This is a genomic window from Proteiniphilum sp. UBA5463, assembly GCF_002427225.1.
Classification (GTDB): Bacteria; Bacteroidota; Bacteroidia; order Bacteroidales; family Dysgonomonadaceae; genus Proteiniphilum; species Proteiniphilum propionicum.
Window position 1 is genome coordinate 37,837 of record NZ_DIQL01000025.1, and the last position, 14,455, is coordinate 52,291.

General features: G+C 42.0%; 11 protein-coding genes. 3 read left to right on the top strand and 8 right to left on the bottom strand.

What is annotated here, in order from left to right:
- Window positions 1–72 precede the first annotated feature (72 nt).
- The gene (gene metK, locus B3B27_RS04100; RefSeq protein WP_286834360.1) at window positions 73–1,377 is read right to left on the bottom strand and encodes a methionine adenosyltransferase; all 1,305 of its coding nucleotides are present in this window, start codon (window positions 1,375–1,377) and stop codon (window positions 73–75) included.
- A 476-nt stretch (window positions 1,378–1,853) separates the two neighbouring features.
- A complete protein-coding gene (locus tag B3B27_RS04105; RefSeq protein ID WP_286846928.1) occupies window positions 1,854–2,459 on the bottom strand; it encodes an HAD family hydrolase in 606 nt (201 codons plus the stop codon).
- 180 nt (window positions 2,460–2,639) lie between these two features.
- Between B3B27_RS04105 and B3B27_RS04110 the strand changes: the two genes are divergently transcribed.
- Both B3B27_RS04110 and prfB read left to right on the top strand, forming a co-directional pair.
- A complete protein-coding gene (locus tag B3B27_RS04110) occupies window positions 2,640–3,644 on the top strand; it encodes a C40 family peptidase (protein WP_286834364.1) in 1,005 nt (334 codons plus the stop codon).
- 350 nt (window positions 3,645–3,994) lie between these two features.
- Window positions 3,995–5,108 (top strand): peptide chain release factor 2 gene (prfB, locus tag B3B27_RS04115; RefSeq protein WP_238867850.1). Its coding sequence is split into 2 segments (ribosomal slippage): window positions 3,995–4,057 and window positions 4,059–5,108, totalling 1,113 coding nucleotides; the frame shifts between segments, so codons are not numbered across the junction.
- Between the two features lie 120 nt (window positions 5,109–5,228).
- Here prfB and B3B27_RS04120 read toward each other — a convergent pair.
- Window positions 5,229–5,996, bottom strand: a complete 768-nt coding sequence (locus B3B27_RS04120) for a TIGR02757 family protein (RefSeq protein WP_238867851.1) — start codon at window positions 5,994–5,996, stop codon at window positions 5,229–5,231.
- A 97-nt stretch (window positions 5,997–6,093) separates the two neighbouring features.
- On the opposite strand from B3B27_RS04120, the gene B3B27_RS04125 reads away from it, so the two are divergent.
- On the top strand, window positions 6,094–8,358 hold the full coding sequence (locus B3B27_RS04125; protein ID WP_286845268.1) for a trypsin-like serine protease: 2,265 nt from the start codon (window positions 6,094–6,096) through the stop codon (window positions 8,356–8,358).
- A 10-nt stretch (window positions 8,359–8,368) separates the two neighbouring features.
- Here B3B27_RS04125 and B3B27_RS04130 read toward each other — a convergent pair whose 3' ends face one another.
- The 5 genes from B3B27_RS04130 to B3B27_RS04150 all read right to left on the bottom strand — a co-directional run bounded on the left by B3B27_RS04130 (window position 8,369) and on the right by B3B27_RS04150 (window position 14,302).
- Window positions 8,369–10,165 (bottom strand): lytic transglycosylase domain-containing protein, encoded by a 1,797-nt coding sequence (locus B3B27_RS04130; RefSeq protein WP_238867853.1) that lies wholly within the window; start codon window positions 10,163–10,165, stop codon window positions 8,369–8,371.
- A gap of 47 nt (window positions 10,166–10,212) precedes the next feature.
- Window positions 10,213–11,016 (bottom strand): DUF5683 domain-containing protein, encoded by an 804-nt coding sequence (locus tag B3B27_RS04135; RefSeq protein ID WP_238867854.1) that lies wholly within the window; start codon window positions 11,014–11,016, stop codon window positions 10,213–10,215.
- Window positions 11,017–11,020: 4 nt separating this feature from the next.
- The gene (locus tag B3B27_RS04140; protein ID WP_238867855.1) at window positions 11,021–11,929 is read right to left on the bottom strand and encodes a ParB/RepB/Spo0J family partition protein; all 909 of its coding nucleotides are present in this window, start codon (window positions 11,927–11,929) and stop codon (window positions 11,021–11,023) included.
- A gap of 84 nt (window positions 11,930–12,013) precedes the next feature.
- On the bottom strand, window positions 12,014–12,778 hold the full coding sequence (locus tag B3B27_RS04145; RefSeq protein WP_286834372.1) for a ParA family protein: 765 nt from the start codon (window positions 12,776–12,778) through the stop codon (window positions 12,014–12,016).
- Between the two features lie 195 nt (window positions 12,779–12,973).
- On the bottom strand, window positions 12,974–14,302 hold the full coding sequence (locus B3B27_RS04150; RefSeq protein WP_238867857.1) for a KamA family radical SAM protein: 1,329 nt from the start codon (window positions 14,300–14,302) through the stop codon (window positions 12,974–12,976).
- Window positions 14,303–14,455: the final 153 nt, after the last annotated feature.

A 14,455-nucleotide genomic window follows, 5' to 3' on the forward strand; every position in this document is an offset into this window, starting at 1 on the left:
CAAAGCCAAAACCAATCAGGCGAGGCAGGAATAAATCATCTAAAACCCCGGAAATATCCCTGAGCCACGATTTTACAAATTAAACTCTTTCCTGATCTTATCAACGTAGTCAAGCTTCTCCCATGTAAAAAGCTCTACTGAAACTATCACCGGCTCGGGCATATAACGTGAATTGAACACCTTTTTCACCACACGAGGCTCACGTCCCATATGTCCGTAAGAGGCTGTCTCAAGATAGATTGGGTTACGCAGTTTGAGTCGCTGTTCAATAGCTTTGGGCCTCAAGTCGAACAAGGTTTTTACCTTTTTTGCAATCTCTGCATCCGACATTTTAACATTGCTTTTGCCATAGGTATTAACATAAATACTCATTGGTTCTGCAACGCCTATGGCATAAGAAACCTGAATAAGGACCTCAGAAGCAACACCGGCAGCTACCATATTTTTGGCTATATGCCGTGCCGCGTATGCTGCTGAACGATCCACCTTAGAGGGGTCTTTTCCCGAAAATGCTCCACCACCGTGAGGTGCTTTTCCGCCATAGGTATCTACAATTATCTTGCGGCCGGTCAACCCGGTATCGCCATGTGGCCCGCCAATAACAAATTTCCCCGTAGGATTCACATGATAGGTTATATTTCCATCGAAAAGTTTTTGTATATCTTTCCTTCCTCTGTACTGAGCCTGAACACGTGGAATCAGTATTGTCTTCACATCTGACTTGATACGGCTCTGCATCTTTCTGTCAGCCTCAAGGGCATCTTCTTTCGTGTTACCCCTTGGCTTCTCAAACTCATCATGCTGTGTAGAAATCACTATAGTATCGATACGTTGAGGCACACCGTCTTCATTGTACTCCACAGTGACCTGTGACTTTGCATCGGGACGAAGATAAGGCATAAGTTCAGGTTCATTTTTCCTAATATTCGACAGTTCCTGCAGCAAGGCATGACTTAAATCGAGCGGCAGTGGCATATAATTCTGGGTCTCATTGGTAGCATAACCGAACATCATTCCCTGGTCGCCGGCTCCCTGGTCCATGGGGTCCGACTTTTGATCAACACCACGGTTGATATCATCTGATTGTTCGTGAATACTTGAAAAAACACCGCAAGAAAGAGCTTCGAAGCGATATTCACTTTTCGTATACCCAATATTGGCTATTACCTGTCGCGCCACTTCTGCTACATCTACATATGCACGGGATTTTACTTCTCCTGCCAGTACCACCTGACCAGTGGTTACAAGAGTTTCGCAAGCTACTTTTGAGTTATGGTCATATGCCAGAAACTCATCAAGCAAAGCATCCGATATTTGATCGGCTACTTTATCGGGGTGCCCTTCGGACACCGATTCGGAGGTAAATAAATAGTTCATTTATAATTGTAAATTTGATGAACTGTAGCAAATAAGAGAAAGGGAAATGCGGTAAAGCGTTTTAGCATTTTTTTCTGTGGTTGCAAGCAGTTCAAATCTTTCCACATTGTTTTATCGGCTGCAAAGTTAGTAATAATATAAACAGATAGTCCCGACTAAAAGTTAAAATGTGTTATTGTTGACCCTTCATCATTAAATCATTTCAGTCGAATATTTAGTTTAATACTTAACATGCGAAACTTGAATTATTTAGGCCTATGGCAATCTAAAAGAATTAATACTAGCAAATGACTTGTTATAAAGACTTGACCCAACACACTTGAGCCGACACAAAAAACAGACAAAATAATAATCTGAATATATGTTTCTTAAGTAAATTTCACAGGGCTAATAAATGTGCTCTGCAGGTTTTAATATTTCAACTCAGGCTCTCAGTATAATTGATATGCAAATAGCGTGACTTTGGTGATTAAATGCTAAAGAACCATTTTATTTTTCAATTCTTGTTCCAGGTTCACATCTTCAGTCAGGTGGATGGTGTGGAATCCCATAGCTTTTGCAGCCTTCACATTTTCGATGTTGTCATCAATAAATAACGATTCGGAAGGTTTGATGGAATATCGGTCCAGTAAAATCAGATACAGTTTTTTATCGGGTTTAACCAGTTTTTCTTCTCCCGAGACAACCATTCCATCCATATCGCGGAAGAAATCGTAACGCTCCATAGCTATCGGAAGGGTTTCGGCCGACCAGTTGGTAAGTCCGTAGATCTTGTATTTCTCTTTTAGAGGTTTAATCAGCCTAATATTTTCTTCGAACGTACCTCCTAACATCTCCCCCCAGCGGCCGTAAAACATGGCTATCTCCTCTTTATACCGGGGAAACTCCTGTTGTTTCATAGCTGTAGCTTCTGCCAGAGGCCTGCCTGCATCCTGCAGTACATTCCAATCCGGCTTACAAACATTATCAAGGAAATAATTCATCTCTTCCTCTTTATTAAAAACTTTTCTGTAAAGATATGCAGGATTCCAGTCTATCAGCACACCGCCAAAATCGAAGATAATATTTTTCAGTTGCAGCATAATAATATTTTGATGCCCAAAAATACAAAAAAACAGCCGCATTCACCTCCATTTATGTTAAGGAGTGTCCAAAACAACACTATTTATTGTTAAATAAAAGATACAAGTTCAATTTATTTGCCTGATTTTCCTTACTTTCGCATGTGTAAATCGAAAGTCTAAAGAGATATCTTTAAAGTGATGTACAAAAAAATCGCGTTACTCATATTTATATCATCCCTGCTGGCATCTTGCGTAGCACGAAAAATAAACGTCTCTTACCCTAAGGCTGACACTCCATTGCAGAAGCATATTCTAGGCTATGGCATGAAGTATCTGAACAGGCCATACAGGTACGCCGGAAAAGGTCCCAACGCGTTCGATTGTGCAGGCTTTACATCTTTTGTCTTTCGTGAATTCGGATACAGCCTTAGCCCGAGTTCATCCGGCCAGTACAGGCAGTTTCCCGGAATAGATGACAGAAAAGAATTACGGCCGGGCGACCTGGTGTTCTTCGAGGGTCGTTCTCATAACGGCAACGTGGGACATGTAGGGATTGTAAAAGATGTGCTTGGCAAAGGGCACTTCACATTTCTTCATGCATCCACCAACAACGGGGTTATAATATCAAGGTCGACCGAGCCATATTATGCTTCCCGCTATATTCGCGGAGGAAGGGTTCTGAATGAGAACCCGGTTTATACTGAACAACAAAATCAGTCTAAAAAGAAGAAAAGCATAGTATTTAATCCAGCAGCATCAAATGAAGGGCCAGAAATACAGAATGCTCAGTCAGCATTATCAGGTAAAGCGGGAGAGCCAGCTGAAACAGTTTTTGATGATATACATATGTCAGGCCAAAACAATAGCAGCAATAATCACGTAACTCTTTTACAGGCCAATACGCATGAAAATTCCTCTCCCGGGAGGAGCCAATCTGACAGCAGAAGAGATGGCCCTGAAAGTGGCACTGTTTTTAAAGCTGATATCTGTGTCGCCCTTAGAGAAGACTCAGTGATAGTTCCCAAGCCTGCAGTAATTAAAATAGGCGAGGACGGTCCCCTAAAGCACACCGTTAAAATGGGCGAAACGCTCTATTCAATATCACGACAATTCAATTGCTCCATAGAACAACTAAAGTCCTGGAATCCACATTTAGGCCCCATATTGATGGCAGGAGACACTTTGACTATTCTGTCTGATTAAGAGTTGATTACTTCGAGAGTCTTAAAAATCGGGGTCCGTTGTTTAATAATGGAAAACTTTAAATGATGTTGTTTCCCATCTTTTACTTATTTTTGTATGCTGAAACCATTATGGTCCTGTTAAAAAACCAAACAAAATAATATATTATATTATATTGTAATTGTGCCGGTTGCAGTCGAAATAAGAGTAAATGAACTTGAATTCAGCCTAAATGCTGAATTATAGAAATGGATTTACATTGACTTGTAAAACGCTGAATTCTAGTGGCACTTATAAGCTCAATCTGCTCAATTATTGCCGATCTTTTTATTATCGGAGACTAGTGTGTTGAAATATAAAATTAAAACAATATGATTACTGCAGAACAACTGAAAGATTTGTTGGAGCGCGAGAAAGCGCTGAGGGGGTATCTTTGACGTAGATGCAAGAAGCATCCGGCTTGAAGAGGAAGAGCTGCGTACCCAGTCACCCGATTTCTGGAGCGACACCAAAGCGGCAGAAGCACAGATGAAAGTGGTAAGGGAACTAAAATTCTGGCTTAATGCCTACAACGAGGTAAAGGCTGCTGTGGATGAGCTGCAGCTTGCTTATGACTTTATGAAGGAAGGTGTTGTATCTGAGGAGGAGGCAGACGTCATTTATGCAAAAGCCCTCAAAATAATTGAGGACCTGGAACTTAAAAACATGCTTCGGCGTGAAGAGGATCAGCTTGGCGCCGTTTTAAAGGTCAATGCCGGTGCTGGCGGGACAGAGAGCCAGGACTGGGCCTCCATGCTTTTCCGAATGTACCAGCGATGGTGTGAGGACAAAAATTATAAAACCACTGTAACCAACTGGCAGGATGGCGATGATGCAGGTATCAAGACCGCAACCCTGCAGGTGGAGGGCGATCTGGCCTATGGCTTCCTGAAAAGTGAAAACGGTGTTCACAGACTCGTGCGTGTATCCCCTTATAATGCACAGGGTAAACGTATGACATCCTTTGCTTCGGTATTCGTTGTTCCTCTGGTTGACGATACTATAGAGATAGAAGTAAATCCGGCGAACTTAAGCTGGGACACCTTCCGCTCTTCGGGAGCAGGAGGACAGAATGTGAACAAGGTGGAGACCGGTGTCAGGTTGCATTATCTATACAAAGACCCCGATACAGGTGAAGAGCAGGAGATAGTGATTGAGAATACCGAGAGCCGTTCGCAGATGGGCAACCGTGAAAACGCTATGCGACTGCTTAAGTCACAGCTTTACGAGATGGAACTTGAAAAGCGCCGCTCAGCTCAAGCTGCCATTGAGGCGGGCAAAAAGAAAATAGAATGGGGATCACAGATTCGCAGTTATGTCTTTGATGACAGGCGAGTGAAAGACCACCGTACCAACTACCAGACATCAGACGTAAATGGGGTGATGGATGGCGACCTGGATGAATTCATCAAAGCCTATTTAATGGAATATGGAGGCAGCCTGTAACTGCCTCTTCCAAAAGGCCGACAAAAATTGAATATCCAGAGCGCGATGCAATTGAGAACTGGTAGATGCAATTGAGAACTGGTAACTGTTTGCAAATTTGTTTTCACCCGGAAGATAGTGTTAACGGGTGGAGTCCGCCGATACAGATAATCCGAAAAGGGCATAATCATATTTTACCGGATCGTCAGGATCAAGCAACCTCAGGTTTTCGGTAAGCTCAATTGCTGTTTTCCAATCAGTCTGTTTACGGGTAATCAGCCCCAAGCTCCGTGCGGTTCTGTCGACATGCAAATCAACGGGGCAAATAAGCTCACTCTGCGGAATCCTTTTCCAAAGGCCAAAATCCACACCGTTACTATCGGTTCGCACCATCCACCGCAGGAACATATTCAACCGCTTGCAGGCAGAGTTGCGGGCAGGAGTTGCCACATGCTTCCTGGTACGTGCAGGTGCGTCAGGATGATTGAAAAACGCTTGTTCAAAACTGATGAGTGATTTTTCAATAGAGATGAACATTCCTCCGTTAAGAAATGCATCTTCAAGACTGTCATAAATGGTATAATGATGATGTAAGAAACTTACAAAGTAAAGCAGATCGGTATCGTTAAAGGTGCGATGTTTAAAACCAAGCAGATTTTTCAGATCCCGGTCGCTGTGTTCCATAATAAACCGGTAGGGTTCGTTTCCAAACCTCTCAACAAGCTCTTTACATTTTGAAATAATCGTTTTTCTCTGTCCCCACGCAAGTGTTGCAGCAAAGAAGCCAATTATTTCGCGGTCTTTTTTTGCAGAAAATAAGTGGGGAATTGAAATAGGATCATTTTCTATAAATGAGACTTGATTATACTGATTGGATTTCTCGTCAAGGAATTTTTTCAAATTAAACATTATGAGATAAAATTATTCGATGCAAAAATAGCTCTATTTCTTAAAAAACCTTACATTTGCAATAACAATTTATTTTTTGAATTTGTATCTGTTTTTAATGAGACCTAACATATACACTGTAATACCCAGCCTGAAGAACCTTTTCCTTTTCTTCATCTCTCTATTCCCGTACACTGTTTCAGGGCAGATAAGCTATGGAGGGATGCCACTTCCATTCCATGCTGATGCTGGCGCACGCGCTATTGCTCCGGCAACGGATTTTTTCATTGAGATGCCCTCTTTTGATACGCAGGCAGCATTAAGGCGCTCAGAACAGGATCGGTCTAAATTCAAAAGCCTTGAGTTTGCTCATAAATTTCACGTACACCTTAGACCCGACAATTCAGGTATCATTTTCTCTGCTGGAGGCATGAAAGTGTGGCGTGTCGGCATCCGCTCGAAAGGAGCTTACTCCCTGAATATATTTTTCTCTAAATTCAAGCTTCCAGCTGGAGCAAAAGTGTTTATCTATAACTCAGGTCAGACAGAAGTACTGGGATCTTATACCGAGAAAAACAACACAGAATTAAACATGCTCCCTGTTCAACCCCTTGGAGGAGATGAGTTAATTGTGGAGTATCAGGAGCCGCAGGATGCAACATTCAGCGGAGAGATTGAGATAGGTGAGGTAAATCACGATTTTATGGGTATTTTCAGGGCTACAGAACCAAGGGACCCGGAACAGAGCTGTCATCCCAATTTAGTATGTTACCCGGAGAATATTCAGCCTGGCAGCGGCATTGTTGCGCTTATTATTAACGGAACGACCTACTGCACCGGTTCTCTTATAAACAATACATCTGATGAGTTAATACCATATTTAATAACTGCCACCCACTGCCTTAACAAAGACTATAATGCATCATTCCTTGCAAACAGAAAATATGATCTCGTTGCTGGCAGCATTGTCGCCTTTTTCAATTATAACTCACCTGTCTGCTCCACTGATATCCGGGGCCCTCTGCAAATGACAATGGCTTCGGCCGATTCGGTACTTATCAGTGAACGGCACGATATCTCACTTTTGAAACTGAAACAAGCCCCACCAAAAGAGTACCAGCCATACTACCTGGGATGGAATACAAACACTGCTCCTTCTGCACCCTTTCATGGATTGCATCATCCTAACGGGGGTATAAAGAAAGTTGCTATCGGAACAAGGTCTCTGAGCATCGGATCATTTGATGATCCTAAATACAATATGGAACCTAACTCTTTTTGGGTGATTAATGAATGGGATACAGGCTCAACCGAAGGTGGCTCGTCAGGATCTCCGCTGCTGGACAGAGATAAAAGAATTGTCGGCACACTCACAGGAGGTGTCTCTCAGTGTTCATCACCACGTGGCCCCGATATATATGCCTCTCTTTACAGATTCTGGAATGTTCAGGGATCGCTTAATAATCCAAACCCTATCAGTTATTACCTTGACCCGGTAAATTCGCAAGCAACGCAAATGGATGGGTATAATCCAAACGCCAACAGTCCGCTCACAAGGAGCCATAACTTTATTGATGATGAAAAAATATTGCAGTCCTATTTTCAGTCCATCCCTATGTTTGCTACAAACAACACATACGGGTACAGTGAGTTTGCAGAAGAGTTTTCTGCAAAAGCCGATACCCGGCTCCAAGGTGTGTTTATATCATCTCCGGCAACAGACAAAATCCTGAACATGAACATTCGTATAAGGGTCTACTCAGGCGAAAACGGCCCTGAAAGGCTGCTATATGAACAGCCTTTTAATTACGGTTTCATGTTTTTCAGTAATTCAGGTTTCCCGGTTGCACCACGCGATATGAGGCACAGTGTGGAAAACTACATAAAATTCATCAATCCTGTAACCGTCTCTGGCAGATTTTATATCTCCTACTATGAAACAAAAGGAATAGCTGACGGCTTCTCAGCCTTCAACATTGAACCCAGAAAAATTGGTTCCGGAATGATCTGCACTTCCTGGATGAGAAACAGTATGGGTTGGGTAAGATCGTCAGAAAACATTGAAAATCCAGTTAATACCTCATTCATGATTATTCCCTATACATCAGGGAAGGAATCCGTAGCTGTTACACCTGAGAAGGAAGAGCCGATACTTACAGCATATCATTCAAGGGAGGTGAAGAGGATATTCATAGAATCGAACTACGACATAATTGAATGGGAAATATATTACTCTTCGGGACAGAAAATCTATCATGAAAAGGCAGATCTAAGTATAAACAGAGTCTCCTATTCATCGGGACACCTGCCCGGAGGAGTCTATATTGTAAAGGTAAAAACTATTGATGGTATAACAAGATCGAGAAAAGTACTGGTTATGTAACAAGACCGGACTAATTATACCGGCTCACTTCGGCAGTGGTTGCTTTTTCACCCTCTTCCGGTGCTTCTTCCTGCCCCTCTTCAGCCACTCTGTCCATTAGTTGATTAATGCGATCTTCATCATCAATAACCACTTGTACCGCCTCGCCATTCTCATCTGAACCCTTTACCAGGTTATCAGCGGAGAGGCTGCAATCCTTTTTACCGATCTGCTCTTTCAAGTAATTTGATATAACACTGCTTCCCTCTCCTGAATCCTCTGCACGCGAATATTCTTGTTTTCCCACTTCTGGCTTTACTTCAGGAACTGGCACCACTTTTTTACCCACTATCAACTGGTCTCCAATTCCTATTCTTGTTGAGCTCAGCCCGTTCCAAAACTGAATTTGAGACACTTTCACACCATTACGCTGTGCAATTTTTCCAAGTGTATCTCCTTTTCTTACCCGATAATATAGATTCTCCGTGCGTGTAACGCCGGCAGAGGCTTCTGATGCCTCTGTGGATACCTGTTCTGCATTTTCGGTTTTGGATATTTCCTCTGCCCGTTTGCCCACTATCAGCTGTTTTCCAATACTCAGTCTGTCTGATTTAAGCCCGTTCCATGATTTAAGCTGTGCCAGGGTAATGCCGTTTCTCCCGGCAATGGCAGAAAGGTTGTCCCCCTTTTTCACACGGTAGTAAATGTTTGCCGTATTTCCCGACCCTGAAGATACCGATCCGTTCAGATAGTTTTCGGTGTTGACTCTGTGAGTAAGAAATCTTCCTCTTTCAAAATTTACTATCGAGTCATTTTTATCGATATAAGAATACATTTTTTCAGTGGGAAGCACCAAAGCATATGGTTTGAAGTTACCGGGAATAATATCTTTCTTGAACTGCGGGTTAAGCCTTCTCAACTCGCTTACGGGCAGATCAAGCACCCCTGCAATCTGCTCGAAATGGATCCGCTCATTTACCTGAATCGTATCCAATGCAGTGTTTGCACCTGAAAGGTGTACCGGGCAGATGTTATGGTCTGCATAATAATTCATAATGTAATTGGCTGCAATAAAGGCAGGAACATACCCTCTTGTCTCTCGTGGCAAAAGGTAATATATTTCCCAATAATCATGTTTTCCACCACTTCGGGCTATAGCTTTATTCACACTGCCCGGTCCGCAGTTGTATGCTGCGATGACCAGGTTCCAGTCCCCATAAATAGCGTACAGATCCTTCAGATATTGTACTGCAGCCTCAGTGGCCTTGTAAGGATCCCTCCTCTCATCGACCAGGCTGTTTACTTCCAACCCATATCCTTTACCGGTACGAAGCATAAACTGCCACAGCCCTGTAGCACCGGCACGTGATACAGCAACCGGATTCAGTGCCGACTCAATGACCGGCAGGTATTTCAGTTCCAGAGGCAGGCCATGCCTGTCCAAAGCCTGTTCAAACATAGGAAAATAGTAGTCCCCCAGGGCAAGCATATATGCCACTTGCTCCCTTTTCCGGATGGCATACATCTCGATATAGTTTTTCACCACGCTGTTGAACGAGACCTCCATCACCGTCGGCAACTGGTAAAGCCTTTTTATAAAAACAGTATCGTGAAAAGTAACATTCTCCCCACGTTTACAATCAACATTTGCTTTTGAGAGATCGAGCTGCCAGTTGTGCAGCAGGTCACTAAGCTTTTCAGTCATACTTTCGGGATAAACAATCTCGTTGTCTTTTATTTCCCTGGAGGTTGCATGGCCGTTTTCCTGAGCTGTCAGTGCAGCACTAATCAACAAACATATCAGTGTAACTAATAAATTTTTCTTCATAAGATAAGATTACCACTCCTTAAAATATGGAGTTGACATTTAAATAGTTAGAAATTAAAACTCCACTGCACTCCCAATGATGAGCTTCCATTATAACCGTACCTCTCGTCTTTAACCATCACCGGTGCCACACGCATTGACAAATCGGGGCTTATGTCGAAATCAAACAACTGGGCATCTACATATGCATCCACAATAGCTATCAGATACAAGGCAAATGTTCCAATAATACTAAAATCTCTGTAATAGCGATAATAGTCCTTACGCTGTTTCAAAACATCAGTAAACCAACGTATATCTGTAGTTGCAGGATCCTGGCCATATGGCAGCATGTTATGCCAACGGTTGGTATCAGGGTTATCATCCATGATATCCTGATATGCTCCCAGGTAATCACGGTAATACCCATTGTTCCAGGTGATAGCATACGTAAATCCGACAAAGCCTCCGTACAAAATTGGCAATTTCCAGTACTTCCTGTTATATATCTGTCCTAATCCGGGGAACAATGCCGAGAAGATAACTGCTTTTCGCGGTGTTGGCTTAAACCGGTATGAAGGTGTGAAAAAAGAGTCACTGGTGGAGCCATCAATCAAGAAGCTATCTCTAAACTTAATGGTATCTTCCTTAACATGCACAGCTGAATCTTTGGTAATTATGCTTGCCGTAACCACTGTTTGCTGCGGCACAGTAAGAGTGGATGTGTCAGAAGGCCGGATAGCCTTCACTGAATCCTCAATAATAACTTGAGCCGAATCCTGTCGCTGTTGCAGTAAATTAATCTGCGAATAGGCTTTGACATAACAAAAAACAGAGAACAGGCATACAAGAACAGGGGCAAGCTTCATCATCGGCCTATTTTTTCATTTTATCAAACATCACTATAATACGCTCCAGATCTTCTGGCGACTCAAATGGAATAGTGATCTTCCCTTTTCCCCGTTTGTTGAGGGTGAACTGCACATCGGTTTTAAAATAGGAGGAAAGGTGCTGTTTTAAAGCGTCAAAATCGTCAGGTAGCATCTGTTTTACCGCAGGTTTCCTTTTTTGTGACTTGCTGCCACCTGAAGAGATCGACTTAGGAATGGGTTCCCCGTCACTGAATTCCCTCACAATTGTTTCCACTTTCCGTACCGATAACTCCTCATCGAGAATCAGATTGTAAAGCGAGAGCTGTGCCACAGGATCGTTCATTGTAACTAGTGCACGGGCATGCCCCATATCAATCTTCTTGTTTTTTACCCCCATTTGCACTTCGGCAGGAAGCTTCAAAAGTCGCAGATAATTGGCAACAGTAGCCCTTTTTTTACCCACTCTCTCGCTCAGTTGCTCCTGTGTAAGAGACATTGTGTCTATAAGAGTTTGATAAGCAAGTGCAATCTCAATTGAGTTAAGGTCTTCACGCTGAATATTCTCAATCAGCGCCATTTCCATTATATCATCATCATCAACCGTTTTTATATAGGCCGGTATTGTTGACAACCCTGCCAGCTGTGAAGCGCGGTAGCGACGCTCTCCGGCAATAATCTGATATTCGTCTTCATCCAGTTTTCTTAAAGTAACGGGTTGAATAACGCCAATGGATTTTATGGAAGCCGATAACTCTATCAATGCGTCCTCATCGAACACCCGGCGTGGTTGATCGGGATTGGGAATAATCTTACCCAACTCCACCTCACTGATAGAAGAAGAGCCCTTTGTCTCACCATCGTTAAAAGTGATCAAAGCATCCAATCCTCTTCCTAATGCATTCTTTTTCGCCATAATATATACCCTGATAATTTTCCGGTCTATGCTTTTCTAAATCGATAATTCAAATAACAAACATAAAAACCAAAGTGCACAAAGTTATGAATTTTTTTCGATTAGCTCCTGGGCAAGTTGCATATGATTGACAGCTCCCCTTGATCCTGCATCATACATCAAAGCCGGTATAGCATGGCTCTGCGACTCGCTTAGTGTAATGTTGCGTTGAATAACGGTAGTGAAAACCAACTCTTTAAAGTGATGCTTAACCTCTTCATAAATCTGGTTATGAAGTCGAAGACGCGAATCATACATAGTTAGAACAAAGCCTTCTATCTCGAGCTTGGTATTTAGTTTTGACTTAATGATCTTTATCGTATTCAACAGTTTGCTTAACCCTTCAAGTGCGAAGTATTCACATTGAACAGGTATCAGAACAGAATCGGCTGCTGTAAGTGCATTCACGGTAATTATGCCCAACGAGGGAGAACAATCGATCAATATAAAATCGTAGTCGTTGTTAAGAGGGAGCAACAGGTCTCGAAGTTTTTTCTCTCTGTTATCCATCTGCACCATCTCCAGTTCTGCTCCCACCAGATTTATATGTGATGAGATGATATCGATGTTTTCAAAGGGGGTTTGTTGCACAGCCTCCCTTGAAGAACATTTGCCGATCAATCCCTCATAAATGGTGTCGGTGGTTTTTTTAATATCAATACCTAAACCTGAAGAGGCGTTTGCCTGAGGATCGGCATCAACTACCAGGACTTTTTTCTCCAAAGCAGCAAGCGAAGCTGCAAGATTAATCGTAGTAGTGGTTTTCCCCACCCCTCCCTTTTGATTCGCCAAAGCAATAACTCTACCCATAATTTTCAATTTACAGCTGGCATCATTTTTTCAATGTGGCTTATATAAACAAATACACAATCTGCTCATTACTTAATGAAAACAATCCAGTTTAAACAGCAAAATAAATAATAAATCGGTAAATAATGTGTTAATTATTTAAAACGTTGATCTTTTTGTTGATAAATTGAAATAATCAGGGGTAAAAGAACACTTTTAAAATATAATATCTGTGTTCTTCTCATTTTTCTTCAGCTGATTATTCTTCTGATAAAAAAAATATTTTTCACCGAAAGCTGGTTTTAACTCATTAAACCAGGTAGCTTTTTTATCATACGCGGCGAAAAAAGGAATATCCACTAAGTCGGGATTACGACACTGAAGGAACCTAAGTACAAACACTTTTTCCCCTCTTACCTCTGTAATACCCATAATCTGAATTTTACCCGGGTCGGCACTCATGCTTGGGCCGCGTACAGTACGGCAAACACCGCTAACACTACGATAAGCTTTACGGAATATATTCCACGCTTTTTCCAGTGAAACTTCGAAAAATGCTTTTGAGCCAGTATCACGCGCTATGAACATATAATAGGGAATCATGCCCTGCGCCACCTGCTCTTTCCACATGTCGCCCCATATAACGTGATCATCGTTAATATGACGTAAGAGCGGCGATTGTGTCCTTATCTGTGCACCTGTATTCTGTATCCTTTCCACAGCCTGCTTCACAGCATCGGTAGAAAGTTCTGCCGGATGATTGAAATGAGCCTGAAAAGCAAGATGTTTGCCAGCTTTTTTTACTTTTTCGAAAAGACGTAACAAATCGTCTGCATCCTTGTCCGTCAGAAACCGATAGGGCCAATAGGACAGCGTCTTTGAACCTATACGGATATTCCGTATATGTGAAAATTCTTTTGTCAGCAGTGGTTCAATATATGCAGAAATAATGTTTGCCTTTGCAGTAAGCGGATCACCACCTGTAAAAAGCACATCGGTAACCTTAGTGTGTGTAAGAAGATATTTGTGAAGAAGACCGGCCTCTTTCATTGCAAACTTCAATTCATTCATCCCGATGAACTGCGGCCAGCGGAAACAAAATGTGCAATATGCATGGCATGTTTGACCCTGGCTAGGAAAAAAGAGCACTGTCTCGCGATATTTGTGCTGAATACCGTGCAACCTGATACCATCTAAAGCAGGAACGTTGTAACTTTGTCCGGCAGGATTGGGATTAAGCTCCATGCGAATTTCGTTAACTTTATTTTTTAATCCCGGTTCATCATCTGCATAAAGCAGTTTTTTAACCTGCGAGTAATGATTTTTCGAAAGCATCTCTTTTCTTGGGAAAGTAAGGGTGAAGATAGGATCTTCCGGCACATTATTCCAGTTTATCAACTGCTCCACAACATAGTTATTAGATTTAAAAGGCAGCACTTGGCCTACAACTTCGATAGCCTCCTTTTCATCTTTGCTTAATGAACTTAATTGTGGTATATCTGTATAATTCCGCAAGATATAATTTCTATATTTGATTGTTTCCATATTTTTAAACGTTACCATAATGGGTGAACTTCAGAAAAATTAAAGTCACGTAGCACCATGGGATAAGAAGTAATTATTGTAGTTCGGAAATCAAAAATAAAACAAAAGCATCAAAAAGACAACTCAATTAACGCATTTTTTGCTTTTTTTATA

What these genes read in the sequence shown, in the direction of transcription:
- metK (WP_286834360.1), bottom strand. Translation starts at nt 1,377, where the DNA reads ATGAACTATTTATTTACCTCCGAATCGGTGTCCGAAGGGCACCCCGAT.
- B3B27_RS04105 (WP_286846928.1), bottom strand. Translation starts at nt 2,459, where the DNA reads ATGCTGCAACTGAAAAATATTATCTTCGATTTTGGCGGTGTGCTGATA.
- B3B27_RS04110 (WP_286834364.1), top strand. Translation starts at nt 2,640, where the DNA reads ATGTACAAAAAAATCGCGTTACTCATATTTATATCATCCCTGCTGGCA.
- B3B27_RS04120 (WP_238867851.1), bottom strand. Translation starts at nt 5,996, where the DNA reads ATGTTTAATTTGAAAAAATTCCTTGACGAGAAATCCAATCAGTATAAT.
- B3B27_RS04125 (WP_286845268.1), top strand. Translation starts at nt 6,094, where the DNA reads ATGAGACCTAACATATACACTGTAATACCCAGCCTGAAGAACCTTTTC.
- B3B27_RS04130 (WP_238867853.1), bottom strand. Translation starts at nt 10,165, where the DNA reads ATGAAGAAAAATTTATTAGTTACACTGATATGTTTGTTGATTAGTGCT.
- B3B27_RS04135 (WP_238867854.1), bottom strand. Translation starts at nt 11,016, where the DNA reads ATGATGAAGCTTGCCCCTGTTCTTGTATGCCTGTTCTCTGTTTTTTGT.
- B3B27_RS04140 (WP_238867855.1), bottom strand. Translation starts at nt 11,929, where the DNA reads ATGGCGAAAAAGAATGCATTAGGAAGAGGATTGGATGCTTTGATCACT.
- B3B27_RS04145 (WP_286834372.1), bottom strand. Translation starts at nt 12,778, where the DNA reads ATGGGTAGAGTTATTGCTTTGGCGAATCAAAAGGGAGGGGTGGGGAAA.
- B3B27_RS04150 (WP_238867857.1), bottom strand. Translation starts at nt 14,302, where the DNA reads ATGGAAACAATCAAATATAGAAATTATATCTTGCGGAATTATACAGAT.